We start from the raw sequence: 26372 nt of genomic DNA, 5'->3' as shown, positions 1-26372 counted from the left end.
GTTCCCATGGTCAGCCAGATTGCGATCACCAGCCTGAGCCCGTCCGAGCCTGCCCGTTCACCCCAGCTGCCGGAAGCGCCGGCCGCTCCCTCCCCGGCAAGCGTCGTGTCGTTGAGACGGCTTGCCGTTCCCCTTCTTGCCGTCACGCTCGTCAGCGGCGGAGTGGCGGTCGCCACCGCAGATTGGAACCGCTGGGTGGCAGGTACATCACATCAATCGACCGACGACGCCGTGGTCAGCGCCGATGTCTCGACGCTGAGCGCCCAGATCAGCGGCATCGTCCGGAACGCTCCGGTCGCCGACTATCAGCGGGTCACGAAGGGCCAGCTGCTCGCCGAGATCGACCCGCGCGAATATGATGCGGCGGTCGCCGCCTCCAGGGCCAATCTGGCCGCCGACCGTCGTCTACCTGATCGCCAATTCCGACCCGAAACGCTCAACCGCGGTCTCCGCCTATATTCAGGTGATCCGGCTTGGCAGCGTCGAGCTGGCGCAAAGCCTGTTGAACACCTGGCTGCGACAACGTGAGCAGTATCATTCCAATGTCCTGACCGGGCCGATTTCCGGATCGTCGGACAGTCTCCACGCAGCGCTGGCGAAGCTGGGGACGCTGTTCGGCACCAGCCAGCGCGCAGAGCTGGAGGCTCTCTCCACAGTCGCGACGGCGGTCCATGCGCAGGCAAGCGTGCTTGCCTATGCCGACCTCTTCGTTCTGTCCTTCTGCTTTGCGATCGCCGGCATTGCCCTTGTCGCCGGCCTGGGCGCGATGCCCTTCGGGCCATTGCATCCCGACTTTCGCAGGCGGCCGCCGGCGGCACCGCCGCAAGCCGTGCAGGCGGCGCGCTGGACAGGCGGATCGCCTCCGGCCGCCGCCGCTGCTTTTCTCCGTTTGCCGGGGCTTATACCTTTTGGGAACGGCAACTAGACCTGCGTATAGATGCGCGCAGCCCTGCCCGGTCGTAGCCTCTTTCCGTCGGTATTGGTCGGCAGAAGACGGTGATTTCACACTCCCCGCTTCATAGCCCCTCAACCAGGCAGAGCCAGCCCGAGGCCGCCCGATCCCGGCGGCGAGATCGGTATGTTTCAATCCCATAGCCATGGAGCCAGCCGTGACGTCCATCCGCACCGTGACCGAACCTCGCAAGCGCCGGCGCCCGGCCGCTCTGGCTGCCATCGCCATCCTCGCCATTGCCGGCGGATCGGCGGCCGCCTTCTGGTTTGCGGGGACGGAGCCAACCGCTGCCGCACCCGAGCCCCGCACACCGGCGGTGCCGGTCGAGGTCGCCACCCCGGCGGTTGCCGACGTGCCTGTCTATCTCGACGGTCTCGGCACCGTGCAGGCCAACTATACGGTCAACATCACGACACGCGTCGACGGCGAGCTGCAGAGCGTGATGTTCGACGAGGGCCAGGCCGTCAGGAAAGGGGATCTTCTCGCCGTCATCGATCCGCGCCCCTTCCAGGCAGCCGTCGACCAGGCCGCGGCCAAGATCAAGCAGGACCAGGCCGATCTCGCCAATGCCCAGTATCTGCTGGTCAAGGATCAGAAGCTTTCGCAGCAGCAGATCGTTACGCAGGAAACCCTGGAAGAGCAGCAGGCCCAGGTGGCAAGCGCCGAGGCTGAGCTTGCGCAGGATCAGGCTGCCAAGGAGGCGGCTGACGTCTCGCTCTCCTATACCGAGATCCGCTCGCCGATCGACGGCCGCACGGGCATCCGGCGGATCGACGCCGGCAACGAAGTCCACACGACCGATACGACACCGATCGTCACCATCACCCAGACGCAGCCGATCACCGTCATCTCCACGCTGCGCGAGGACGACCTCGATGCCGTGCGCGGCGCATTGAGGGCCGGCCCGGTGGAAGTGACGGCCATGTCGATGGATCAGTCGCAGCAGCTTGCCTCGGGCACGCTGTCGCTGATCGACAATGTCATCGATCAGGCAAGCGGCACGATCCGCATCAAATCGACCTTTGACAACAAGGACGATGCCTTGTGGCCGGGTCAGTTCGTGATGCTGCGGGTCAAGCAGCAGACGATCCGCAAGGCCGTCACCGTTCCCTCGGCTGCATTGCAGCGGGGACAAGGCGGCTTCTTCGTCTACATTGTCGATGCGGGCGGTGCTGCCCAGGTCCGCAAGGTCAGTCCCGGTCCGATCGAGAATGGCCGCGCCGTCATCGAAGAGGGCCTTGATGGCGGCGAGCAGGTCGTCACGTCAGGCCAGTATCGCCTGGATGCCGGGACGCGCGTCACCGTTCAACAGCCGGCCGCCTCGCAAGCGGCCAGCAGGGAGTAGGCGATGTCGATCTCCTCCTGGTTCATCGAGCGACCGATTGCCGCCTCGCTGCTGATGGCCGGCCTCTTCGGCATCGGTATCGTCGCCTACCCTCTCCTGCCGGTCGCGCCTTTGCCGCAAGTCGATTTTCCAACCATTCAGGTCTCGACGCAATTGCCGGGCGCCGATCCGAAAACCATGGCTTCCACAGTCACCCAGCCGCTGGAACGGCAGTTCGGCCAGATCCCCGGCGTCACCCAGATGACCTCGACGAGCACGCTCGGCAGCAGCGCGATTACCCTGCAGTTCGACCTGTCGCGCGACGTCGACAGCGCCGCCCAGGACGTGCAGACCGCGATCAATGCGGCCGGCGGACAATTGCCGACGGACCTGCCCTCGCCGCCGACCTATCGCAAGGTCAATCCCGCCGATCCGCCCGTCATGGTTCTCGCCCTGACATCGGACACTCTGCCGCTCACGCAGGTCGACGACTTTGCCGAGAGCGTGCTTGCCCAGCATATCAGCCAGCTCGACGGCGTTTCCCAGGTTCTGATTTTCGGCCAGCAGAAGCCCGCTGTCCGCCTGCAGATCGATCCCGGCAAGATCGCCGAAATGGGGCTTTCGCTCGAGGATATCCGCAGCGCCGTGACCGGGATCACCAGCAACGCGCCGAAGGGCAGTGTGCAGGGTGCTGAACATACCTATACGATCTACGACAATGACCAGCTCCTGAAGGCCGCCCCGTGGAACGATGCGATCGTCGCCTATCGCGACGGCGCGCCGGTGCGCATCGGCGATATCGGCCAGGCAATCGACGGACCGGAAAACGATCAGCTGGCCGCCTGGGCCGACGGCAAGCGGGCCATCCTGCTGCCGATCTTCAAGCTGCCCGGCGCCAATATCATCGACACCGTCGATGCGATCCACGCCGCCTTGCCGCAGCTCCAGGCGATCGCGCCGGCCGCGATCCACCTTTCCGTCCTCAGCGACCGGACGACGACGATCCGCGCCTCGGTGGCGGATGTCGAGACGACGCTTGTCATCACCATCGCCCTCGTCGTCATGGTGATCTTCATCTTCCTGCGCAATGTCTGGGTCACGGTGATCCCGAGCGTCACCGTGCCGCTTGCGCTTCTTGCCACACTGGCGCTGATGTATGCCGCGGGCTTCAGCCTCGACAATCTCTCGCTGATGGGATTGAGCATCGCCGTCGGCTTCGTCGTCGACGACGCGATCGTCATGGTCGAGAACATCCATCGCCACATGGAAATGGGCAAGACGCCGAAGGAGGCGGCCATCGACGGCGCACGGGAAATCGGCTTCACCATCATTTCGATCAGCATCTCGCTCGTCGCCGTCTTCATTCCGCTGCTCCTGATGGGCGGCATCGTCGGCCGCCTGTTCCGGGAATTCGCGATCACGGTGACGATGACGATCGTCGTCTCGGCTCTCGTGTCGCTCACCATCACGCCGATGATGAGCTCCCGCTTCCTGAAGCCGGAAAAGGACGCCCGCCACGGCAGGCTCTACAATCTCAGCGAAAGGATATTCGACGGGCTTCTTGCTGGCTATCGCCGCACGCTCGACGTGGCGCTTCGCCATCACCGGCTGACGATGGCGGCCTTCCTCGCCTCGCTGGCGGCGACCGGCTTCCTGTTCGTCGACATTCCCAAAGGCTTCTTCCCGATACAGGATACCGGCCTCATCACCGGCATACTCGAAGCGTCGCAGGATATTTCCTTCGCCGAAATGTCGCGCCATCAGATCGAGGCCGGCAATATCGTGGCGAGCGACCCGGCGGTCGCCAGCGTCGGCATGGCGGTCGGCGGCGGGGCCGGGCTGACGGTCAATACCGGCCGCATGTTCATCACCCTGAAGCCGGAAGGCGAGCGTGATGCCTCGGCCAGCGAGATCATCAACAGGCTTCGCCCGAAACTTGCCGGGATGCAGGGTGCGGAGCTTTTCCTGCAGCCGGCGCAGGACATCAATGTCGGCGGGCGCAGCTCGGCAACGCAGTTCCAGTATACGCTGCAGGACGGCGATGCGGGAGAACTCGACGACTGGGCGGCCAGGCTGCTTGCCAAGTTCAAGACGCTGCCGGAACTGACCGATGTCGCCACCGACCAGCAGAATGGCGGCGCCACGGTGACGCTGGCGATCGACCGCGACCAGGCATCGCGCTTCGGCATTGCGCCGCAGACGATCGACAACACGCTCTACGATGCCTTCGGCCAGCGCCAGGTCACACAGTATTTCACCGACCTGAACAGCTACCATGTGATTCTCGAGGTGGCGCCGCAGTTCCAGAATTCGCCGCTGGCGATCAACGGCCTCTACATCAAGTCGCCGCTGACCGGCGAACAGGTCCCGCTGAACCAGCTCGTCAAACAGACGACGGAACCGACGGCCGTACTTGCCGTCAACCATCAGAGCCAGTTCCCGGCCGTTACCCTCTCGTTCAACCTGGCGAAGGGCGTGGCCCTCAGCCAGGCGGTCGCCGCCATCGGCAAGGCCGAGGCGGATCTCGGCAAGCCGGCGACCGTCATCGGCACGTTCCAGGGCAATGCGCAGGCCTATCAGAGTTCGCTTGCCAGCGAGCCGCTGCTGGTGCTTGCCGCGATTGCCGTGATCTATCTGATCCTCGGCGTGCTCTACGAGAGCTATTTCCATCCGCTGACGATCCTGTCGACGCTGCCGTCGGCCGGTCTCGGCGCGCTCGCCATGCTCTGGGCCTTCGGCTTCGACTTCACCGTCATCGCGCTGATCGGCGTCATCCTGCTGATCGGCATCGTCAAGAAGAACGGCATCATGATCGTCGACTTCGCCATCGCCGCCCAGCGCGAGCAGGGACTGTCGCCGGAGGACGCGATCCGCCAGGCCTGCCTCCTGCGCTTCCGCCCGATCATCATGACGACAGCGGCCGCTCTTCTGGCCGGCCTGCCGCTGATGCTCGGCCACGGCACCGGCTCGGAACTGCGCCAGCCGCTCGGCTACGCCATGGTCGGCGGCCTGCTCATCAGCCAGCTGATGACGCTCTACACGACCCCGGTCGTCTACCTCTACCTCGAACGGCTGAGCCAGTTCGTCGGCGGCAGACGACGTGCCCTTGCCGGCGCCCGGCCCCAAGACCAGGTGCCGGCGGAATAGCCCAATCGACGTGAAAGGAGTAAAACCATGGAACCTCTCTCAAGACGCACGGTCCTTGCGCTCGGAGCGATGGGGGGAACCGCCCTTGCGGCGGGTGGCGCCCGTGCGGCGAGCTTCGGCAATCCCGACCAGCCGGCTGAAGGCGCCATCAACGCCAATCCCGCAGGGCTTTCCGATCCTGGGCCGAAGAACCCTGCCATCAGCGACCAGTTTCCCTCCTTCGACAGCCCGCCGGCGACCGATGTCGGCGACATGCAGCTCTTCTGGGGATCGTTCAACAATGCTGCCAAGCGCATCCAGAACGGCGGCTGGGCGCGACAGGTGACGAAGGCCGACTTTGCCATTTCCGAGGCGGTTTCGGGCGTCAACATGCGCCTTGGCCCCGGCGGCATCCGCGAGATGCACTGGCACCGGGCAGCCGAATGGGCGATCATGACCAATGGCCGCTGCCGCGTAACGGTGCTCGATCCGCAGGGCCGCGCCTATGTGCAGGACGTCGAGGCCGGCGATCTCTGGTATTTTCCGGCCGGTTTCCCGCATTCTCTGCAGGGGCTCGGACCGGAGGGCTGCGAATTCGTCATCGTCTTCGACGAGGGCGACCAGTCCGAATATGGCACCCTGCTATTGACCGACTGGCTGGCGCATACCTCGCCGGACCTGCTCGCCAAGAATTTCGGCGTCTCGCAGGACACGTTCAGGAACATCCCGCTGCAGGACCTCTGGATCTTCCAGGGCAAGGAACCGGGTCCGCTTTCCGCCGACCAGGAGGCGGTCGCGTCCGGCGGCCTGCCGCCCTATCCTTTCACCTACCGGCTGGCAGCGTCGGCGCCGCTGAAGCAGAATGCATCGGGCACGATCCAGCTGGCCGACAGCAGCATCTTCAAGGTCTCCAAAACGATTGCCGCAGCGATAGAGACGATCAAGCCGGGCGCCGTGCGGGAAATGCACTGGCATCCGAATGCCGACGAGTGGCAGTACTGGATCAAGGGCGAAGGCCGCATGACGGTCTTCGATGCCGGCCCGCGCAGCCAGACCGCCGATTTCCGGCCCGGCGATATCGGCTATGTCAAAAGGAGCCAGGGCCACATCATCGAAAATACGGGCAAGACGGACCTTCAATTCGTCGCCGTTTTCAAGGTGGCAGACTATCAGGAAGTCGGCCTCTCCTCGTGGCTCACCCATACGCCGGCAACCCTTGTTGCCCAGCACCTCAATATCAGCGTGCAGGACATCGCCAAATTTCCGGCCGACCAGCCGGGGATCATGCCAAAAGGCTGACCCCGGGGATCCTGCCCAGCAGGGGCTGATCCTACAGCAATAACCGAAGCCACCGCCTCCGCTGTCGCAGACGGCGGAGGTTTTTCGCGCTGTCCGACGAGCGACCTTTCCTTCTGCCGCGGCCGAAGAAAAAAATCTGCACGGGTGCGGAATAAAATCCGCGATGCTTACGTATACTCAATCATGGAACGGAAAGAACGCCCCTTCGATGTCATCGGTCAGCTCGCAGCGCTTCGCCGCTATGCGCGCTCGTTGGTGCGCAATTCGGACGAGGCGGAGGATCTGGTGCATGATGCGCTGCTGCGAGCCTTCGAGAAGCGCAAGAGCTTCCGCAGCGGCGGAAACCTGCGTACCTGGCTGCTTTCCATCCTGCACAATGCCCATATCGACCGCGTGCGGCAGACCCGCTCGCTGACGCGCCGCCACGATGAGGCGGCGGTCGAGGCGGAACAGTCGCTGCCGGCAGGCCAGGAACATGCAGTGCGCCTGCAGCAGGTGCGCGACGCCTTCTTCGACCTTCCGGAAGAGCAGCGCGAGGCGCTGCATCTCGTGGCGATCGAGGACCTGTCTTATCAGGAAGCGGCCAATGCGCTCGGCATTCCTGTCGGTACGCTGATGTCGCGCATCTCCCGCGCCCGCGCCCAGTTGCGCGAGTTCGAGGAAAAGACGCCGCGCATCGCACACCTGAAACTCGTTGGAGGGAACGGCAATGAAGGCGATTGATCCAATCATCGATGCCGATCTCGACGCCTATGTGGACGGCGAGCTCGATGTCGCACGGCGCATCCAGGTGGAGTCCTATCTCTCCGAAAATCCGGCGATCGCCGCAAAGGTTATGGCCGATCTGAGCATGAAGGGCGAGCTTCGGCTGGCGCTCGCGGGTGAACGCGCCTTCGGCCGCGCCGAAACGCGCGATGCCGCCCGCAGGCTGGAACGTGGCCTCTCCTATGGCCGCATCTTGCATTCGATGCAGCGCATTGCTGCCGTCGGTATTCTGCTTGCCGCCGGCTGGGTGGCGCACAATTCCTTCGGGGCCTTCACGGCAACGGAGGTCAATGCGTCGGTTCCAGCTCCGGCCTATGTCGAGGATGCGGTACGCGCCTATCGCACGGCAGCGCTGCGCGAAACCATCCCGTCGCAGACCGCGCCGGCCTATAGCGCCGAGGATATCCGCGCCGCGACCGCAATCGTGATGCCGGACCTACCCAAGGATTGGAAGGTCGCCGATGTGCAGATCTTCCCGTCGGATTTTGGCCCGAGCGTCGAAATGGCAATCGAGGAGGCGGACGGCAAGCGCCTGTCGCTCTTCGCCGTCCGGCCGGGTGCCTTCGAGGTGAAGCCGGTCAGCCATGTCGCCCTTGAAAAGACAGAGGCCGCCTATTGGCAGATCGGTGACGTTGCCTACGCGCTGATCGCCGACAATAGCGGCACCAATCTCGATCAGGCCGCCGAACGGCTGGCCCGGTCGCTCTACTAGTTCAACCGAGGAGATCAGTCATGAACCCGATCAATCCCCGCTATGGTTACGGCTCCGCCGCCAACACGCAGGCCCTTTTTGACGAGGGTCTGCGCCAGCACATGCTGCGCGTCTACAACTACATGGCCCTCGGCCTCGTCATCACCGGCATCGTCGCCTTCATTGTCGGCACCACGCCGGCGCTCTTCGTGCCGATCTTCCAGACGCCGCTCAAGTGGGTCGTGATGCTGGCGCCGCTTGCCTTCGTCTTCTTCTTCTCGTTCCGTATCCAGTCCATGTCGGCAAGCACCGCGCAGATAACCTTCTGGGCCTTCTGCGCCGTGATGGGCCTGTCGCTCGCCTCCATCTTCCTGGTCTTCACCCGGACGAGCATCGCACAGACCTTCTTCATCACCGCCGCCATGTTCGGCGCGATCAGCCTCTACGGCTATACGACGAAGCGTGACCTCTCGAAGATGGGTTCGTTCCTGATGATGGGCCTGTTCGGCATCATCATCGCCGGCATCGTCAACATCTTCCTCGGTTCGTCTGCGCTGCAGTTCGCGATCTCGGTGATCGGCATCGTCGTCTTCGTCGGCCTCACCGCCTACGATACGCAGAACATCAAGGAACAGTATTCGGAAAACTACGATCAGGAATCGAACCAGAAGCTCGCCGTCTTCGGCGCTCTGTCGCTCTACCTGAACTTCGTCAACATCTTCCAGCTTCTGCTCAACTTCACGGGCGAGCGGGAATAAGGACCGCGCTTCTGGGGGCAATGGAAGCGCAAGAGCGCCCGGTTCGAAATCTGTGACAGGATGACGGATCGGGTGCTCACCCTAAAGAAACGGCCGGGCGCGACGCCCGGCCGTTTTCGTTTGTCATGTCTGCTATTCTTAGGCTTGAGCGGGTCCTCTTACGCTTTGGCAAAGCGCGCAAACGATGCGCTGCGGTTGGAAAGCGATGGCGGCGATAAAGCGGATCACGGGCAAAGCGGGTCATGCCGCCAGATCCCACGTTTTGATCGCTACTTCGTTGAGTTTACGATGCCCGCCGAGGCATTTGCGTGGGCCAACAACGGCGAAGCCTTGATGGGCGAAGGGCGGCGTCTGCCGACGGGCAGGACTGCCGCCCTGGTCGATCTGTTGGTTTCGGACGAAGAGAAGTTCGAATGGGCAAGACAGGCAACCCCGTTTCCTTGGATTGCTACCTGGCTATGCCATTGTCAGCACTCGGACGTTCCCTCGCCGATCGATAACGTCGACCACGACCTGCCGGCCGGATCGGCGGATAGCGACGTCGGCCGAGCCATTGCCGATCTGCAGGCGCCGCAGGGTCACTTCGTCGAGGAAAGAAGGCAATTGCGGTTCATCGAAGCTGATGTGCAGGGCGTTCGGATCGAAGTCGAGGCCCAGGCAGGATTGCAGCAGGAGAAGTGGCGCTGCGGCTGCCCATGCTTGTGGAGAGCATGCAACAGGATAGAAGGTGGGCCCCTGCGCGCGCTGGCGTGGCAGACCGCAGAAGAGTTCCGGAAGCCGGCGCAGGTCGATATACGTCGAAGCCGCAAACAGGCCCTCGAAGATCCGAGCCGCTTCAGCGCGATAGCCATAGCGGGCAAGTCCGCTGGCGATCAGGGCATTGTCGTGCGGCCAGATCGAGCCGTTGTGGTAGCTCATCGGATTATAGCGAGCCTCGGCGGAAGGAATGGTGCGGATGCCCCAGCCGCAGAAGGACGAGGCACTCATCAGCGTGCGGGTAACCTGCGCGGCTCGTTCAGGATAAGCGATGCCGGTAAACAGTGCGTGGCCGGCGTTGGACGAGCAGACGCGACAGGGGCGCTTGTCCCCGTCCAGAGCCAGGACATACGTGCCGAGGTCCTCGTCAAAGAAGCTCGTATCGAAGGTGCGGCGCAGACCCTCCGCTCGTGCAAGAAACTTTGCCGCCCGTTCCGGCCGGCCAAGCCGCCGGAAGATCTCTGCGGCCGCCTGCCAGGCGCCGTAGACATAAGCTTGAACCTCGACGATCGCGATCGGCCCCTTCGCCAATGTGCCGTCAGCGTGGAAGACCGAGTCATGGCTGTCCTTCCAGGCCTGGTTGATCAGCCCTTCGTCCGTCATGGGTCCATATTCGACGAAACCGTCGCCGTCGCGGTCGCCATGCTCGTCGATCCAAGTGAGCGCCGCCTCGATATGCGGCAGAAGGCGATCAATGGTCGCAAGATCTCCGGTCCGTTTGAGATACTCGCCGGCCAGCATCACGAAGAGCGGGGTTGAGTCGATACTGCCGTAATAACGGCGGAAGGGAACCTCGCCGAGTTCGGCCATTTCGCCATAGCGCACCTCATGCAAGATCTTTCCGGGCTCGGCATCGGAGGCAGGATTGATCTCTGTGGCCTGGTTTGCCGCCAGATGTCCGAGCACGCCGCGGGCGATCTGCGGATCGAGCCAGAGCGTCTCCAGCGCTGTTATCAGCGCATCGCGGCCGAAGACGGTGCTGAACCAGGGAATGCCGGCATAGGGATACGGCCCTTCCGGCTTGTCGGTCATCAGCATGTAGAGATCGGAGATGCTGCGGCGCGCAACCTCATTGAAGATCTCGTTGGACGTTGCAATTGACGCCGCACGCGAGGAAGAAGAGCGCAACGCACGGCGGGCATCCCGCAGGCCCGCGAAAAAGGAAAAGTGACTTGGTCGTTCGATAGCGCTCTGGTCGCAAGCGATCTCGATGAAGAGCGACCGCGTCTCGTGCGGCTCAAGATGGAGATCATAGATGACGAGATCGCTGCGAATCTCGTCCGGCTGTGGAGAGAAGGAAAGATGCGTCGACCGTCTGCGGTCATCGAGCCCGATATAGGAAAGCAGGATCGAATCCTGCTCCATGACCGCAGGAAGATAGCGCCCCTTTCGCGCTCTTGCGGTCCCCCTCACTTCGAAAAGATCTGCAAAATCTGACGCGAACTCGATCCCGATGGGCACGTGGCGCGGCTGGTCGTCATAGTTCCTCACGCTCAATCGCTCGTAACAATGCGCATTCCAGAGAAAGCGGGATCTGCGCAGATGGATCAGGTCATGCTCCAGAACGAGCTTCCCCTTCTTGTCGAAGATATCAGGATTGGTGAGATCGCAGGTAAGCATCGCGTTGTCATCGCGCAGCGTCGATGACAAGAGCATCGGCCGCTTGCCGTTGATCGTCAGATAGAGATGCGAGAGGTAACGCGTATCACGGTGAAAGAGGCCTTCCGGGCTGCCGGGCCCGGAAAGCGCATCGCCATTGTGGTCGAAGACGGCGAAGGTATCGCCGTGCTTCAGGGTACGCGGCCGTCGCTCCTGCAGCGACGCGGCAGCGGGAATGAAGAACTGCGCTATCGGCGTCCCTTGGCCTGCCGGCTCGGGGACTGAATTGCTGCCTGCAGAAGCGATCGGCATGACGGCCTCCGGTTTCCTAAGCTACCACTTGGAGATCGAGGGACTGGCTGTTGGCGCGACGAAGCGGCGCGGCCTTTGTCCGGGTGCCGGGCAGCTGCCGATAGATGTCGACATAGTCGCGCGCCATGCGTTCGGCTGTGAAGCGCTTTTCGAAAGCGGCCCGGACCTTGCGACGATCGAGCCGCAACGCCCATTCGATATTTTCCACAGCTTCCTGAACGCTGTCCACCAGCACGCCGGAAACGTCCTCGTCGATCACCTCGGGAACCGAGCCGCATCGGAAGGCGATGACAGGCGTGCCGCAGGCCATGGCTTCGATCATGACCAGTCCGAACGGCTCAGGCCAGTCGATCGGGAACAGCAGGGCACCGGCATTGCCAAGAAAGTCGGCCTTCTGATGCTCGTTGATCTCGCCGACGAATTCGACATTCGAATGGCTCTTGACCATCGGCTCGACCACCGTCTCCCAATAGGCCTTGTCGGCATTGTCAATCTTGGCTGCGATCTTCAGGGGCATGCCGACCTTCGCTGCGATCTCGATGGCACGATCCGGCCGCTTCTCCGGCGAGATCCGTCCGAGGAAGGCAAGATAATTGCCCTGGGGCTTTTCGATGAAAGGCAGCAGGTCGACCGGCAGCCCATGGTAGACCGTTCCGGACCAGTTGACGGGCGGCATCGGGCGGCGCTGGTCGTTGGAAATCGAAACCAGCGGAACATCGGGGAATGCCTTGTAGAAGGGCTTGAGGTCCGGCAGGTCGAGGCGCCCATGCAGCGTCGTGACCGTGCGGTCTGCGAAAGCCCGGATCAGCGGAAAATGCAGGAGATCGATGTGGAAGTGCAGCACATCGAATTCGTGCGCCCGCCGACGGATCTCCTCCAGCATCACGACCTGGTGCGGCAAGTGGTCTTTGACAGCCTGATTGAGCCTGAGCGCGACATCCGAGCACACCACCAGCCGGGCGTTGGTGACGGAGTCGCCGCTGGCAAAGAGGGTCACGTCATGGCCCTGGGCGACAAGTTCTTCGGTGAGATAGGAAACAATGCGCTCGGTTCCCCCATAGAGCTTCGGCGGAACACTTTCGGCGAGTGGTGCAATCTGAGCGATCTTCATCGGCAAAACCTCCTCAATTGAGCAAAGAGTCGTCGGTAAAAATCATGCCCGCGTTCTCGAAGAGGCACGCTGCAGGCTAGAAGCGGTATTTACGTCTCGAACGGCTGTCGGCGGTGGTCTCCTTTCCGGTAGCTGCACAAGCCAAGGCCGCCGAACCGGCGTACTTGTGATCTGCGGCGATGAGTCCTGGGGAAGTCGAAGGAACTGGACGAGTCCTGCTCTCCGGACTGCGTATCACGCTGGTCCAACGTCTTCAGCGCTTCAATGATCTCGTCATAGGAGACGGCTTTATCCGTGCCCGGATAAAGGCGAAGGGCCGGAATGGACTCGATGGCAAAGATGTCGGATGCCCACGACGCAAGAATGGCGCGTTTCTCGTCATCGCCGATATCGTCGGCGGCAAGAACGTCACAGGGATGACCAAAATGCTTGGTTGGATGAAGAAGATGTCCGGCGCTGATCGCTGCTTTAGCTTCCTCCGGTATCGAATTTCTGGTGCTTTCCTTTCTCATGGCTTGGCTCCATTGATCTTGACCGATGGAACTTGGTTCGTGCTTGTGAGGCCCGCACCTGGCGGACGGCGCGAGCCTCCTTCGATTGCCTTAGAAGTCCATGCCGGCGCCGGCGGGGATCGCCGGTGCAGCTTCTTTCTTAGGCTTCTCGGCGATCATCGCCTCGGTGGTTACCAGCAGACCGGCAACAGAGGCGGCATCCTGGAGTGCGGTACGCACGACCTTGGCGGGATCGATGACACCCTGGGCATAGAGGTCGCCATATTCGCCGGTCTGGGCGTTCCAGCCGTAGGAGAAGTCGGCCTTCTCGCGCAGCTTGCCGACGATGATGGAACCTTCGGCGCCGGCATTCTCGGCAATCTGGCGAACGGGCGCTTCGATCGCCCGGCGAACGATCTCGATGCCGACCTTCTGGTCCTGGTTGGCAGCGTCGAGATTATCGAGCGCCTTGACGGCGCGCAGCAGGGCAACGCCACCGCCAGGCAGGATGCCTTCTTCGACAGCTGCGCGAGTAGCGTGCAGCGCATCGTCGACGCGGTCCTTCTTCTCCTTTACTTCGACTTCCGTCGAGCCGCCGACGCGGATCACGGCAACACCGCCGGCGAGCTTGGCAAGACGTTCCTGCAGCTTTTCGCGGTCGTAATCGGAAGTGGTTTCCTCAATCTGGGCGCGGATCTGGGCAACGCGACCGTCGATCTCGGTCTTGGAGCCAACGCCATCGATGATGGTGGTATTCTCCTTCTCGATCGCCACCTTCTTGGCGCGGCCGAGCATGTTGAGGGTTACATTCTCGAGCTTGATGCCGAGGTCCTCGGAGATGACGGTGCCGCCCGTCAGGATGGCGATGTCTTCGAGCATGGCCTTGCGGCGATCGCCGAAGCCCGGTGCCTTGACGGCAGCGATCTTCAGCCCACCGCGCAGCTTGTTGACGACGAGCGTGGCGAGCGCCTCACCTTCGACGTCTTCAGCGATGATCAGCAGCGGCTTGCCGGACTGGACGACGACTTCGAGTACCGGCAGCATCGCCTGCAGGTTCGAAAGCTTCTTCTCGTGGATCAGGATATAGGGATCTTCCAGTTCGACCCGCATCTTGTCCTGGTTGGTGACGAAGTAGGGGCTGAGGTAGCCGCGGTCGAACTGCATGCCTTCGACGACTTCGAGTTCGGTCTCGGCGGTCTTGGCTTCCTCGACCGTAATGACACCTTCGTTGCCGACCTTCTCCATCGCCTCAGCGAGATAGCGGCCGATCTCGGAATCGCCATTGGCGGAGATAGTGCCGACCTGGGCGATTTCGGAGTTGCTGGTGATCTTGCGGGCGTTGGTCTTCAGCTCCTTGACGACAGCGTCGACAGCAAGGTCTATACCACGCTTCAGGTCCATCGGGTTCATGCCGGAGGCGACGGCCTTGGCGCCTTCCTTGACGATTGCCTGAGCGAGAACGGTCGCGGTGGTGGTGCCGTCGCCGGCGAGATCGTTGGTCTTCGATGCCACTTCGCGCAGCATCTGGGCGCCCATGTTCTCGAACTTGTCTTCGAGTTCGATTTCCTTGGCGACGGAAACGCCGTCCTTGGTAACGCGCGGGGCGCCGAAGGACTTGTCGATCACGACGTTACGACCCTTCGGTCCGAGGGTGACCTTGACCGCATTGGCGAGCACGTCGACGCCACGCAGCATGCGTTCACGGGCATCGGTGTGAAACTTGACTTCTTTCGCAGCCACTTCTTTAACTCCTCAATAGGCAGCTATCTGACTGATGGGTTGGATTGACGGGTATCGCCTCAGGCCGCTTGTCTCTGCTCGGCCTGAGCTTCGATGATGCCCAGGACATCGCTTTCCTTCATGATCAGCAGGTCTTCGCCGTTGATCTTGATCTCGGTGCCGGACCACTTGCCGAACAGGATGCGGTCGCCGGCCTTAACGTCGAGCGCCTGGATCTGGCCGGCCTCGTTGCGCGCGCCGGGGCCGACGGCGATGACTTCGCCCTCCTGCGGTTTTTCCTTGGCGGTGTCGGGAATGATGATGCCGCCTTTGGTCTTTTCTTCGGATTCGACCCGGCGAACGAGAATGCGATCATGAAGCGGTCGGAACGACATGTTTTCCTCCGTTGAGCAAAAAAGATGACGTTGTTCCCCCTGGGCCGGACCGGATGACCAGTCCGGGCGGGTGCAAAACCTCGTTCGAGCGTTTTGCGCGAAATGATCTGGTTTTGCGGATTTTCGATTTCAAGAGGTCAGAACGAAAAATTAGCAATTACCGTCAGCGGCTGCTAACATGCTGTAAAGGAACAACAAACTGAGCTGTCGCGTTCGGAAATTCGTTGATGGCCGCAAAATTTTGCGCCACCTTTGGATTGTCATGAAACGGAGACGAAGCATGCAATTCTCATCGGATCTGGAGCGTCAGCTTAATGGCTATGGACTGACAACCGCGCATATCCTCTACCGCATTCCTGATTTTGAATCCGTGCTGCAGACCTATGTCTGGCAGGACTACGATCTCGCTCCCGACTTTCCCGAAATGCACAAGTTCCTGGACTTCTGGCAGGCGAACCTCGATGGGCCGCTGCATTCCGTGCGCTACACCCATCAGCGCCTGATTGGACCCAACGAATGGCGCCGTGTCGAAGGTGAATTGAGGCTTCACTGAAGTCTTGAGACCGGATTGGCATCGTAAACTTAACGGTCACGAAACAAGCGGAGATGCCGAGTTTCAGCAAGAGGTCATATCCGGGCGATCTTGGCCCATTGGTCCATTGCCGCGGCGCGCAATTCGCTCGCCGAGCCGGCCGGCCGTGCGTCTGCGGATGTCGTTGGCGAAGGCACCGCCAAACTTCTCAGCCCACAGCCGGACCGTCTGATGCGAGACGATGATACCGCGTGCGGCCAGGATGGCCTCGACCATTCGCAAGCTCAGTGGGAAGCGGAAATAGAGCCACACCGCGTGGGCGATGATTTCGGTTGGAAAGCGATGGCGGCGATAAAGCGGATCACGGGCAAAGCGGTCATGCCGCCAGATCCCACATCTTGATCGCGACTTCGTTAAGTTTACGATGCCACTCAAAGTCTTTGCGGATACACCCTTGCGGCGGTCGAAAAGACGTATCCGGTAGCGGCTTCAGAGAATGCCCCAGGCCCGGTAGCGGCCACGGCCGGTGATTTCGCGGATGCCGATCTCGTTGATGAGGTTCAGAGCGCCGCGCTGGGTCACGCCAAGCTCGCGCGCAACCATGGCGGCCGACACCATCGGCCGCGACAGGATGAAATCGGCAAGCTGCGGCAGGCTGCTGTTCGAACGGCGACCGCGGAAGCGCAACTCCATCTGCGTGCGGGCGAGCGACAGACGATCGATCTCCTTCAGACCGACAGTGGCGCTTTCCCGCATCGCATCGAGAAAGGCCTGCAGGCGTGTGACGCGATCACGCGAGCGGCGGCGTTCGTGGCGGATCTGCTTCAGCCCGGTGTGAAAAGAAAAGAGATGCGAGGCGACCTTGCCGCGCGCCCGCAGGCTGCTTGCAATCAGCAGTCCGCCCAGCCAATGCTGCCGGCGCAGAGGTTCGATCCGCTCCCAGGCGTCGAAGAGAACGGCGGCCGCCAGGCTGTGCGGCAGCTCCTCGACGAGCGGTATCAGCCCGCGCCATTGCTGAAGCCGCTCTTCCTCGTTCCATTCGTCGTCGCCGAACAGGCCAAGCGGATCGTCGTTGCGTTGCGTCGACGCAGCCTCTGCCAGCTCTTCCGCCACAGGTTTTCCGGCATGCCGGTCGAGAAGTCTCTGCGAACGGGCGAGCAGGGCGTCGAGTTCGGCGATTTCGGCGGCAAGCGGCGCCCCGTCGTCCTCTTCGTCAGGCTCATGCCCGACAGGCGCGGCCTCGGGTGCTTCGGGCGCCCTCTCCTCCCCTTCCAGCATGCTGGCGGTCAGAACGCCAAGGCCCGCCGGGCTGAGCGCCCAGGCCGGATCGGCCGTCTCGATCCGCCGCCGCGTGCGCAGGACGGAATGGGCGATGGTCAGCTCGTGGCTCGGCGCGCGGCTGTCCATATGCGCATCGTGAAGGACCAGGTCTTCGACATGCACGAGTTCGCCCGCCACCCACAGCGCACCGGCCGCATCGAAGAAATGGCCGCGCGCGGCAAAGCCCTGCCCCACCGGCGACCGTGCCGTCCGCTCGTCGAGCCGCGCCAACGCGTCCTCGGCCCCGGCAATGGCCGGAAGCAGCGTCTGGAGCGTTGCGGCATCTATATCGTAGCGCATTGTTAGGTTTAACGGATTCTCACAAAGGGAAGGGAAAGCCGTATTTGCTTCCGTCAGTTATCGCATGGCGAAAACATGCAAACAACGTCGCGGCCGGCGAGATCGAGGTTATCACCCGGTTTTCAGACCGGAGTGTTTGCCTGCCTCGCCGAGCGTCACGAGCAGAGCGATCGCAATCGCTCCGCCTCTCCGGTGAAGTTACACTACCGACCAGCGCGCGGCAGCAATCCCGCCGCGGTTTGCCGTCCCTGCCCCGCTGTCTACTTCCCGGCCTTGTAGGCTTCGTAGAGCTCGTCGAGGCGGCTCGAAAGATAGGCGCCGAATTCCGGCGCGTCGCCGGTCTTCAGGGCAATCGTGAAGGAGCTGCCGGAACTCTTGATGCGGCCGGCGATCTTGCCGCCGCTCGCAGGTTTCCAGTCATACTCGACCGTTTCGGGCTTCGCCTCTTCCTTCCTGGAAAGCTCGGCGACGAGAAGCTCGAAGCGACGGTCGCTCTCCACCGCATTGAAGGTGGACGATCCGATCAGCTTCGTCAGCCGCGAAGCGGCAGCATCCGTCCAATCCTGGGCAAGTGCCATCCAGCGTCTGCGACCGATACCGGGCGCGGCACCCACCGCCTGGATAATATCGGCGGGAATGGCTTTCGCCACGGAAATGAGCTTCGACAATTCCGTCTTGTCGGTCGAAAGTGCCTTCATGATGACGGGTCGGTCGAACTTCTTCAGTTCGAGATTGAGCGCGAAGACGGCCCGTTCGATATAGGACAGATTCCGCCGTGCCGAGTTTTCGATGCCCTGCGCGATGACGAGGTCGGTATCGTCGAGCTTGCGGATGACCGCCTGCACCTTGCGGCCGAGCAGCTTCACCGCCTGGAGGCGGCGATGGCCATAGGCGACCTGATAGCGCCCGTCATGATGCGGGTTGCGTCGCACGAGGATCGGCACTTCCTGGCCGTTCTGTGCAATCGACTGCACGAGTTCGTCTTCCATGTCGAGCGGCTCGTCGCCGAGACGATCGCGAATGAAAGAGGAATCGATCAGCTCCGGATCGAGTTCGACGACATGTTCGCCAGACAGCAGGGCTTCCTCCATCGCCCTGCTCTCTTCCTCCATGCGTCCGAGCGTCAGCGCCATGGTGCGCACCGGGCCGGCCGCGCCGCGCGCGGATGCGCTCTCGAAGTTGGCCGCGGCCAACTCCTGCGCCGTATCGGTAAACAGTCCCTTCAGTCGATCGCGTCTGCTCATGTGCGGCCCCATGCTTTATGGATGCTGGCAAGAATTTCGCCATTGGCGGCGTTCACCGATTCCAGAGCCCGGTCATAGGTGGAGCGGCGAACCTGCCCCTTTTCAATCTCGTAGAGGGTCTGCTTGGTCAGGCCCGCATCGGCGATTGCCGTCGATTTCAGGATGGTTGCCGTCAGCACGTCATCGCCGAAAAGGCCGCGCAGGAGCGCCACGATCTGCGACTGCGGGGCATCGAAGGGCTCGTGCCGGGTGACGACATATTTGATGAAATCATGCTGCAGGTCGCCGCCGGCCTTGCGCACGACAGACAGAAGATCCGACGTCATCAGCAGGAACTGCGACATGGAGGCGACATCGACCATCTGCGGATGAATGGTGATGAGAAGCGACGTGGCGGCGCAGACGGCACCGAGGGTGAGATAACCGAGTTGCGGCGGGCAGTCGATGACGACGATATCGTAGTCGGCCTCGACTTCGGCAATCGCATTGCCGACACGACGGAAGAACAGCTCTTCCGGCCTCTGGCGATCACTGAGCGCTCGCGGCGTCTCGTGCTCGAACTCCATCAGCTCGAGATTGCCGGGGACCAGATCGAGACCGTCGAAATAGGTCTTGCGGACAATATCCTTCAACGGGCGCCGATGTGCATCGTAGCGGATCGCACCATAGAGCGTATCGCCATCCAAAAGGTCGAATTCCGGCTGGACGCCAAGCAGGGAGGAAAGCGAGGCCTGCGGATCGAGATCGATCGCCAGGACACGATAGCCTTCCAGCGCCAGATGCTGCGCCAGATAGAGCGTGGTCGTCGTCTTGGCCGAACCGCCCTTGAAATTGGTGATCGCGATCGTCTGCAGCTTTTCCCCGTCGCGCCGCCAGGGAAGGTAGGAGAGCGCATCCTTCGGCTTGATCTTCGCCATATGCTGGCGCAACTCGTTGATCTGGCCGAGCGTGTAGGAGCGGCGGCCGTTCTGCGAGACGTCCGGCTGCGGCCCCTTGCCGTCCAGGGAGAGCTGGCGAAGATAACCATCGGAAACGCCGATCATCTGCGCCGCTTCACCCGAGGTGAAGGTGCGCAGCGTCTTTTGCGAAAGCGGCGGGAAGAGCCTTTCGCGCAGCAGCTTCAGCTGGCGCGAGAGCTGCGTGGCGTGCCGCTCGATGCGAATGTCTGTCGTCGATACGCTAATGTTGTCCAAAACACTTGCCCTTTCTCAAAGCGCTTTTCCGTCAACATAGCTTCAAAAAGCGTATCGTAGATGACATGATTCGGGGGATGGCGACAATAAACGCTCCGCTAACCACACAGATAGAAAGTTGGCCGCGGCCAACTCCTGAAGCTGCTCTTGCCAAGGGCCGGCTTTAGCGGCACAACCGCCCAAAAATTGCGAGGCAGGAAGCGTGCGGCATATCCATATCATCGGCATCGGCACGGGCAATCCCGAGCATCTGACCGTGCAGGCGATCAACGCCATGAACGGCGCCGACGTCGTCTTCATCCCGACCAAGGGCGCCGACAAGGCAGACCTGGCCGACATCAGGCGGGACATCTGCGAGCGATATTTGAGCCGCAAAGACGTCCGCATCGTCGAATTCGAGGTACCGAAACGGGCGGGCCAGAACCGCAGCTACATGGAGAGCGTGGACGACTGGCACGCGGCAATCGCCCGCATCTACGAGGGCCTGATCGGAGGCCTGCCGGAAACAGGAAGCGGCGCCTTCCTCGTCTGGGGCGATCCGAGCCTCTATGACAGCACAATCCGCATCATCGAACGGGTGCGTGATGCCGGGACCTGTGCTTTCGACTACAGCGTCGTGCCGGGCATTACCAGCATCCAGGCGCTGGCGGCAAGCCATCGCATCCCGGTCAACCTCGTCGGCAAGCCGGTCGAGATCACCACCGGCCGGCGGCTGGCGCAAACGGGGCTGACGCACGAGACGACGGTCGTGATGCTGGATGGAGAACAGGCCTTTTCGAAGATCGATGATCCCGATGCCGAGATATTCTGGGGTGCCTATCTCGGCACCAAAGACGAGGTCATCCGCTCCGGCCGCCTTGGCGATATTGCCGGGGATATCGCCCGTCTGCGCGCCGAGGAACGCGCGCGGCACGGCTGGATCATGGACATCTATCTCCTGCGCAAGGGACGGGATTTCGAGGACTGAACACCGACCACCGGACCGATCTTACTTTGCTGCATCCGGCGCGATCATGTAAGAGATGGACCAAAGGATGGGTGAATGCGCAGCGCTGCCGGCAAGATCTTGAACGCGGGGAGACCCGATATCGCGGGCATGCAGCGTGGTGCCTGCCCGGCGCTTGCCGCGCCCATGCAAACCGGCGACGGCCTGTTGGTGCGGCTGCGGCCTGCGGGCGGCGCACTCACGGTTTCCCAGTTCCAACGCCTGGCCCGCGCGGCGGCACTGCATGGCAACGGCATTCTCGAAATCACCCCGCGCGGCAATCTGCAGATCCGGGGGCTCCGTAGCGATACCGTCGGGCCGCTGGCGGCGGAGGTCGACAATGCAGGGATCATTGTGCCCGGTGGCGTGGCGATCGAGATTTCGCCGCTGCACGGTATCGACGCCGAGGAGATCGCCGATGCGGCAGAGATGGAGGCCGTGCTGCGCCACAAGCTCGGCGACCTCCTGAACTCCGCGCGTCTTGCTCCCAAACTCTCCATCCTGATCGACGGCGGCGGCCGCTTTTCGCTTTCCGCTCTCACGGCCGATATCCGCATCGTCGCGCAGCCATCGGGACACTGGCTGGTTTCGATAGCAGGCGATGAAGAGGGCGCGACGCCGCTTGCCCTTGGAAACGCCGATGCCGCTGCCGATGCGGTGGGCCATCTGCTGCAGATGCTGGCCGCCGATGGCAGGCGTGCGCGCGCCCGCGATATCGATGCGGCAGCGCTGACGGCCCGCTTTCCGGATATCGATAGCATTCGATCGACCCGTCCCGTTCCGAAAAAATCCTCTTTCGTCGGCATCACGGCCTTGGGCGATGGCCGCGCCGCACTTGGCGTGCGCCTGACATTCGGTCAGGCAAGAGCCGCCGATCTGATCTCCTTCCTGACTTCGGCCGAGAGCGCCGGCGCGGAAGAAATCCGGCTGGCTCCGGATCGTGGTTTCTTCGTGATCGGTCTGCCCGAGACGGCAATGCCGGCGATCCGGAAGGCGGCCGTCGATCACGGCTTCAGTGTGCGGGCAAACGAGCCGGCCGAGCAGGTCGCCGCCTGCGCCGGGGCTGGCGCCTGCGCTTCGGGCTTTTACGAAACGCGGGTCCTGGCCGGTCGGCTGATGGATCGCGCTCCCGCGCTCTTCGACGGCTCGATGAAGCTTCACCTTTCCGGCTGCGCAAAAGGCTGCGCGCATCGGCGCGCCGATCTGGCGATCGTGGGGTCGGCCGAAGGGTACGGCTTTATCGTCGGCGGGCTTGCGGCCGACCCGCCGGCTGCAAGGATTGCTGGCGAACGGATCGATTTCGCTATAGAGAGGCTCGCCCGGCTGATCGAAGACAATAGAGGTGCCGGCGAGTCGAGTGCCGATTGCCTGCAAAGGCTTGGAGCCTCCGGTCTCGCCGAAGCGCTGCAACAGGAATAGCAATGCCAGACTACGATTATATCCGCAGCGGAGACGCGATCTACGAACGCTCCTTCGCGATCATTCGCAGCGAAGCCGATCTGTCGCGTTTTTCGCCCGAGGAGGCCGATATCGCCGTGCGCATGATCCACGCCTGCGGGCTGGTCGAGGCGGCTCAGAATTTCGTCTTCTCGCCCGATTTCGTCCATGCGGCGCGCATTGCCCTGCAGGATGGGGCACCGATCCTCTGCGATGCGGAAATGGTCTCGCATGGCGTGACGCGCGCCCGCCTGCCTGCCGGCAACGAGGTGATCTGCACCCTGCACGATCCCCGCACCCACGAGCTTGCGCGTGAGACCGGAAACACCCGCTCGGCCGCCGCCCTGCATCTCTGGCTCGACCGGCTCGCCGGCAGCGTGGTTGCGATCGGCAACGCACCGACGGCGCTTTTCCATCTTCTCGAACTGCTGCGCGACGGCGCGCCGAAGCCGGCAGCGATCATCGGCATGCCGGTCGGCTTCGTCGGGGCTGCCGAATCCAAGGACGCGCTTGCCGAAAATTCCTACGGCGTTCCCTATGCGATCGTGCGTGGCCGGCTCGGCGGCAGCGCCATGACGGCGGCCGCCATCAATGCGCTTTCGAGGGCCGGTCTATGAGCGCCCGCCTGATCGGCGTCGGCACCGGACCCGGCGATCCCGAGCTTCTCACCGTCAAGGCCGTCCGCGCCATCGAAGGCGCCGACGTCATTGCCTATTTCGCCAAGCAGGGCAGGGGCGGCAACGGCAAGGCGATCGTCGAGCATCTGCTGAAACCCGGCACGGCCCTGCTGCCGCTCTACTATCCCGTCACGACCGAACTCGACAAGGACGATCCGCTCTACCAGAGCCGCATCACCGATTTCTACAATGCCTCGGCCGATGCCGTTGCCAGCCATCTCGAAGCAGGCCGCACGGTTGCGGTGCTGAGCGAAGGCGACCCGCTCTTCTACGGCTCCTACATGCATCTGCATGTGCGGCTGTCGCAGCGCTACCCGACCGAGGTCATTCCCGGCATCAGCGCCATGTCCGGCTGCTGGTCGCTGGCAGGCATCCCGATCGTTCAGGGCGACGACGTGCTCTCCGTCCTGCCGGGCACGATGGGCGAGCAGGAGCTTACCCGTCGTCTCGCCGATACCGAAGCCGCCGTCATCATGAAGGTCGGCCGCAACCTGCCGAAAATCCGCCGTGCGCTCAAGGCGGCCGGCCGGCTCGAAGACGCGCTTTATGTCGAGCGCGGCACGATGGCGAATGCGGCGATGGTGAAGCTTGCCGAACGGGGCGAGGGTGACGCGCCCTATTTCTCGCTGGTGCTGGTGCCCGGCTGGGAGGCCCGCCGATGAGCGGGCGACTGTTTGTAATCGGCACCGGTCCCGGCAATCCGGAGCAGATGACGCCGGAAGCGCTGGCCGCCGTTGAAGCCGCGAGCGATTTCTTCGGCTACGGTCCCTATCTCGATCGCCTGAGGCTGCGCGCCGACCAGCGCCGCCATGCCTCCGACAACAGGGAGGAACTGGACCGGGCAGGGGCCGCCCTGGCGCTTACCGCCGAGGGTGCCGATGTCTGCGTCGTCTCCGGCGGCGATCCGGGCGTCTTCGCCATGGCTGCCGCCGTCTGCGAAGCGATCGACAAGGGGCCGGCGGAATGGCGAGATATCCATCTCACCGTTCTGCCCGGTATCACCGCGATGCTGGCGGTCGCCGCCCGTGTCGGCGCACCGCTCGGCCACGATTTCTGCGCGCTCTCGCTGTCGGACAATCTGAAACCCTGGCCCGTCATCGAAAACCGCCTGGCGCTTGCCGCACAAGCCGGCTTCGTCATCGCTCTCTACAATCCGATCAGCAAGGCCCGCCCCTGGCAGCTCGGCACCACCTTCGAACTCCTGCGGCGGCATCTGCCGGGCGCGACCCCCGTCATCTTCGGCCGCGCGGCCGGCCGGCCGGACGAGCGGATCACGGTGCAGCCGCTGGAAACGGCGGATTCCTCCATTGCCGATATGGCGACCTGCGTGATCATCGGTTCGCCGCAGACGCGGGTGATTGCCCGCGAGGGCCAGCCGGACCTGATCTATACGCCGCGCTTCATGGCCGGGGAGACGAGATGACCGATCGCTTCGAGCGCCGCTTCCACCGTTTCGACCGACGTCAGGGCGGCAGCGGGCGCGCGGGCGATCACCACGACCTTGAGCCCAAGCAGGCGCGCGGCCTCGATCTTGGCATAGGCCGCCGTGCCGCCGCTGTTCTTGGTGACGACAGCGTCGATGCGGTACTGCCGCATCAGTTCGATTTCGCCCTCGAGCGTGAAGGGGCCACGGTCGAGAATATATTCGACATCGGCAAGGGCGAGCGGCGGATCGACGGGATCGACGCTGCGCACAAGGTAGAAATGCTGCGGCGCGACCTCGGCATGGTGGGCGCCCTGCCGGCCGGTCGCCAGGAAGACGCGGCGCGGAGCCGGCCCAAGCGATGCAATCGCCGCCGGAATATCGGCCACGATATGCCAGTGGTCGCCAGGCTCCGGCAGCCATTCGGGGCGGACGAGCGCAAGTGCCGGGATACCCGTGCGTCCGGCGGCCATCGCAGCATTGGCAGAAATGCGTTCGGCGAAGGGATGGGTGGCATCGATCAGCAGGCCGTAGCCGCCTTCGGTCAGGAAAGTCGCCAGGCCGTCGGCCCCGCCGAAACCGCCGATACGGACCGGAACCGGCTGTCGGGCAGGGGTCTCCGTGCGGCCGGCAAGCGACAACAGGATGTCGAACTCTTCGCGCGTGGCAAGTTCCGCGGCCAGCCTGCGCGCCTCGCCGGTGCCGCCGAGGATCAGGATACGGGTCTTCTCCATGTCTGATACGTCCCCTTCCGGCCCGCGCTGGCTCACTCTTATCGGCATCGGCGAAGATGGTCCAGACGGGCTCGGCGCAGAGGCAAGGCGCCTGATCGCTGCGGCACCTGCCGTCTTCGGCGGCGCGCGCCATCTTGAACTTGCCGATACGTTGATAACGGGCGAACGCCTTGCATGGCAGAGCCCCTTCGAGAAATCGGTGGAGGCGATCGTGGCTCGCCGCGGCACGCCCGTCGTCGTTCTGGCCTCGGGCGATCCGTTCCTCTACGGCGTCGGCGCGACCTTGTCGCGCCGGATCGCGGCGCACGAGATGCGCACGATCCCGGCACCTTCCGCGTTCAGCCTCGCGGCGGCGCGGCTCGGCTGGCCGCTGCAGGAGACGGCCTGCATATCCCTGCATGGACGCCCGCTCGACCTCATCCGCCCGCATCTCCATGCCGGCAGGCACATTCTGGCGCTGACCTCGGACGAGACGGGGCCGCAGGCGCTTGCCGACCTGCTCGTCGCCAACGGCTTTGCCGAGACACGGCTGACGGTTCTGGAAGCGCTTGGCGGCGGGCGGGAGCGCATCCGCAGCACGACGGCGGCGCGTTTCGATTTCGACGCGATCGACCCGCTGAATGTCTGCGCTCTCGAGGTCGTGGCGGGCAGGGCGGCGCGCGTCCTGCCCTATGCTCCGGGCCTCGACGACGCGCTCTTCGAACATGACGGACAGATCACCAAGCGGGAAGTCCGCGCCATGACCCTTTCGGCGCTTTCGCCGCGTCATGGCGAACTCCTCTGGGATATCGGCGCCGGATCCGGTTCTGTCGGTATCGAATGGATGCTGGCCGATCCGTCGCTCAAAGCAATCGCCATCGAACAGGCGCCGGAACGGGCGGCCCGCATTGCCCGCAATGCCGCGGCCTTCGGCGTGCCGGATCTGGCGCTTGTCGAGGGAACGGCACCCGCAGCGCTTGCCGGCCTGCCGGCACCTGACGCGATCTTCATCGGCGGCGGCGGCAGCGAGGCCGGTGTCATGGAGGCCGCGATCGCGGCTCTGAAGCGGGGAGGGCGGCTCGTCGCCAATGCCGTGACCTTGGAGGTGGAAGCGCTGCTCCTGGCCGAATATGCCGCACGCGGCGGTCTGCTCACCAAAATCGAAATCGCCCGCCCCGCCCCCGTCGGCGGCATGAGCGGCTGGCGGCCGGCCATGCCCGTCACGCAATGGCGCTGGATCAAGGAATAGA

The 26372-nt window shown here is 63.3% G+C and carries 24 protein-coding genes and 1 pseudogene; 15 read left to right on the top strand and 10 right to left on the bottom strand.

Going from position 1 to position 26372, the window contains the following annotated elements; translation table 11 throughout:
• Window positions 1-6: 6 nt before the first annotated feature.
• The 8 genes from ACU8HS_RS25165 (at window position 7) to ACU8HS_RS25130 (ending at window position 8915) form a co-directional block, all read left to right on the top strand.
• A complete protein-coding gene (locus tag ACU8HS_RS25165) occupies window positions 7-528 on the top strand; it encodes a hypothetical protein (protein ID WP_447016453.1) in 522 nt (173 codons plus the stop codon).
• Entirely contained in the window at window positions 503-925 is a 423-nt protein-coding gene (locus tag ACU8HS_RS25160; protein ID WP_447016452.1) for a hypothetical protein, read from the top strand. Before ACU8HS_RS25165 ends, ACU8HS_RS25160 begins: the two co-directional genes overlap by 26 nt.
• Window positions 926-1109: 184 nt before the next feature.
• Window positions 1110-2297 carry an efflux RND transporter periplasmic adaptor subunit gene (locus ACU8HS_RS25155; RefSeq protein WP_112759379.1) on the top strand — a complete coding sequence of 396 codons (1188 nt, stop codon included), beginning with the start codon at window positions 1110-1112 and terminating at the stop codon, window positions 2295-2297.
• A 3-nt stretch (window positions 2298-2300) separates the two neighbouring features.
• Window positions 2301-5423 (top strand): efflux RND transporter permease subunit, encoded by a 3123-nt coding sequence (locus ACU8HS_RS25150; protein WP_113413988.1) that lies wholly within the window; start codon window positions 2301-2303, stop codon window positions 5421-5423.
• Window positions 5424-5450: 27 nt separating this feature from the next.
• Window positions 5451-6701 carry an oxalate decarboxylase family bicupin gene (locus ACU8HS_RS25145; protein WP_112572101.1) on the top strand — a complete coding sequence of 417 codons (1251 nt, stop codon included), beginning with the start codon at window positions 5451-5453 and terminating at the stop codon, window positions 6699-6701.
• A 183-nt stretch (window positions 6702-6884) separates the two neighbouring features.
• Complete coding sequence (locus ACU8HS_RS25140; protein WP_112572099.1) at window positions 6885-7424, top strand: sigma-70 family RNA polymerase sigma factor; 540 nt, start codon at window positions 6885-6887, stop codon at window positions 7422-7424.
• Window positions 7411-8178: an anti-sigma factor family protein gene (locus ACU8HS_RS25135; RefSeq protein WP_113413987.1), complete on the top strand. Its 768-nt coding sequence runs from the start codon at window positions 7411-7413 to the stop codon at window positions 8176-8178. Before ACU8HS_RS25140 ends, ACU8HS_RS25135 begins: the two co-directional genes overlap by 14 nt.
• Before the next feature lie 20 nt (window positions 8179-8198).
• Window positions 8199-8915 (top strand): Bax inhibitor-1/YccA family protein, encoded by a 717-nt coding sequence (locus ACU8HS_RS25130; protein WP_112572084.1) that lies wholly within the window; start codon window positions 8199-8201, stop codon window positions 8913-8915.
• Window positions 8916-9371: 456 nt separating this feature from the next.
• Here the strand turns inward: ACU8HS_RS25130 and ACU8HS_RS25125 are convergent, their stop codons facing one another.
• From ACU8HS_RS25125 to groES, 5 genes are all read right to left on the bottom strand, one after another.
• Entirely contained in the window at window positions 9372-11582 is a 2211-nt protein-coding gene (locus tag ACU8HS_RS25125; protein ID WP_447016451.1) for an amylo-alpha-1,6-glucosidase, read from the bottom strand.
• 16 nt (window positions 11583-11598) lie between these two features.
• Window positions 11599-12693: a glycosyltransferase family 4 protein gene (locus tag ACU8HS_RS25120; RefSeq protein WP_447016450.1), complete on the bottom strand. Its 1095-nt coding sequence runs from the start codon at window positions 12691-12693 to the stop codon at window positions 11599-11601.
• A gap of 89 nt (window positions 12694-12782) precedes the next feature.
• Window positions 12783-13205: a hypothetical protein gene (locus tag ACU8HS_RS25115; protein ID WP_447016449.1), complete on the bottom strand. Its 423-nt coding sequence runs from the start codon at window positions 13203-13205 to the stop codon at window positions 12783-12785.
• 90 nt (window positions 13206-13295) lie between these two features.
• Window positions 13296-14924, bottom strand: coding sequence for a chaperonin GroEL (groL, locus tag ACU8HS_RS25110; RefSeq protein ID WP_447016448.1), 1629 nt, complete (start codon window positions 14922-14924; stop codon window positions 13296-13298).
• Between the two features lie 59 nt (window positions 14925-14983).
• The gene (gene groES, locus ACU8HS_RS25105; RefSeq protein ID WP_112572073.1) at window positions 14984-15298 is read right to left on the bottom strand and encodes a co-chaperone GroES; all 315 of its coding nucleotides are present in this window, start codon (window positions 15296-15298) and stop codon (window positions 14984-14986) included.
• A 280-nt stretch (window positions 15299-15578) separates the two neighbouring features.
• Here groES and ACU8HS_RS25100 point away from each other — a divergent pair, with 280 nt between their 5' ends.
• Window positions 15579-15851 (top strand): usg protein, encoded by a 273-nt coding sequence (locus ACU8HS_RS25100; protein WP_377312910.1) that lies wholly within the window; start codon window positions 15579-15581, stop codon window positions 15849-15851.
• Between the two features lie 135 nt (window positions 15852-15986).
• On the opposite strand, the pseudogene ACU8HS_RS25095 reads toward ACU8HS_RS25100, so the two are convergent.
• The 4 genes and pseudogenes from ACU8HS_RS25095 to repA all read right to left on the bottom strand — a co-directional run.
• Window positions 15987-16220 (bottom strand): annotated as a pseudogene (locus tag ACU8HS_RS25095) (IS6 family transposase); the annotation flags it as partial.
• Window positions 16221-16319: 99 nt separating this feature from the next.
• A complete protein-coding gene (locus ACU8HS_RS25090; protein WP_112759352.1) occupies window positions 16320-17450 on the bottom strand; it encodes an RHE_PE00001 family protein in 1131 nt (376 codons plus the stop codon).
• A gap of 260 nt (window positions 17451-17710) precedes the next feature.
• On the bottom strand, window positions 17711-18694 hold the full coding sequence (gene repB / locus ACU8HS_RS25085; protein ID WP_447016447.1) for a plasmid partitioning protein RepB: 984 nt from the start codon (window positions 18692-18694) through the stop codon (window positions 17711-17713).
• The gene (gene repA, locus ACU8HS_RS25080) at window positions 18691-19887 is read right to left on the bottom strand and encodes a plasmid partitioning protein RepA (RefSeq protein WP_112572067.1); all 1197 of its coding nucleotides are present in this window, start codon (window positions 19885-19887) and stop codon (window positions 18691-18693) included. The genes repB and repA overlap by 4 nt, the downstream gene beginning before the upstream one ends.
• 202 nt (window positions 19888-20089) lie before the next feature.
• Here repA and cobF point away from each other — a divergent pair, with 202 nt between their 5' ends.
• The 5 genes from cobF to ACU8HS_RS25055 all read left to right on the top strand — a co-directional run bounded on the left by cobF (window position 20090) and on the right by ACU8HS_RS25055 (window position 24409).
• Complete coding sequence (gene cobF, locus ACU8HS_RS25075) at window positions 20090-20854, top strand: precorrin-6A synthase (deacetylating) (protein ID WP_447016446.1); 765 nt, start codon at window positions 20090-20092, stop codon at window positions 20852-20854.
• Window positions 20855-20929: 75 nt separating this feature from the next.
• Window positions 20930-22291: a precorrin-3B synthase gene (cobG, locus tag ACU8HS_RS25070; protein WP_113413981.1), complete on the top strand. Its 1362-nt coding sequence runs from the start codon at window positions 20930-20932 to the stop codon at window positions 22289-22291.
• 2 nt (window positions 22292-22293) lie between these two features.
• Complete coding sequence (locus tag ACU8HS_RS25065) at window positions 22294-22926, top strand: precorrin-8X methylmutase (protein ID WP_112704344.1); 633 nt, start codon at window positions 22294-22296, stop codon at window positions 22924-22926.
• On the top strand, window positions 22923-23648 hold the full coding sequence (locus tag ACU8HS_RS25060) for a precorrin-2 C(20)-methyltransferase (RefSeq protein ID WP_113413980.1): 726 nt from the start codon (window positions 22923-22925) through the stop codon (window positions 23646-23648). Before ACU8HS_RS25065 ends, ACU8HS_RS25060 begins: the two co-directional genes overlap by 4 nt.
• On the top strand, window positions 23645-24409 hold the full coding sequence (locus ACU8HS_RS25055) for a precorrin-3B C(17)-methyltransferase (protein ID WP_447016445.1): 765 nt from the start codon (window positions 23645-23647) through the stop codon (window positions 24407-24409). The genes ACU8HS_RS25060 and ACU8HS_RS25055 overlap by 4 nt, the downstream gene beginning before the upstream one ends.
• On the opposite strand, the gene ACU8HS_RS25050 is transcribed toward ACU8HS_RS25055, so the two are convergent.
• On the bottom strand, window positions 24373-25143 hold the full coding sequence (locus ACU8HS_RS25050; protein WP_447016444.1) for a cobalt-precorrin-6A reductase: 771 nt from the start codon (window positions 25141-25143) through the stop codon (window positions 24373-24375). The genes ACU8HS_RS25055 and ACU8HS_RS25050 overlap by 37 nt on opposite strands.
• On the opposite strand from ACU8HS_RS25050, the gene cbiE reads away from it, so the two are divergent.
• Window positions 25142-26371 carry a precorrin-6y C5,15-methyltransferase (decarboxylating) subunit CbiE gene (cbiE, locus tag ACU8HS_RS25045; RefSeq protein WP_447016443.1) on the top strand — a complete coding sequence of 410 codons (1230 nt, stop codon included), beginning with the start codon at window positions 25142-25144 and terminating at the stop codon, window positions 26369-26371. The two genes, ACU8HS_RS25050 and cbiE, sit on opposite strands and share 2 nt — an antisense overlap.
• Window position 26372 lies beyond the last annotated feature (1 nt).

The sequence above is a fragment of the Rhizobium sp. KDH_Rht_773_N genome (assembly GCF_052946295.1).
This window is presented reverse-complemented; position numbering and strand designations above follow the sequence as displayed.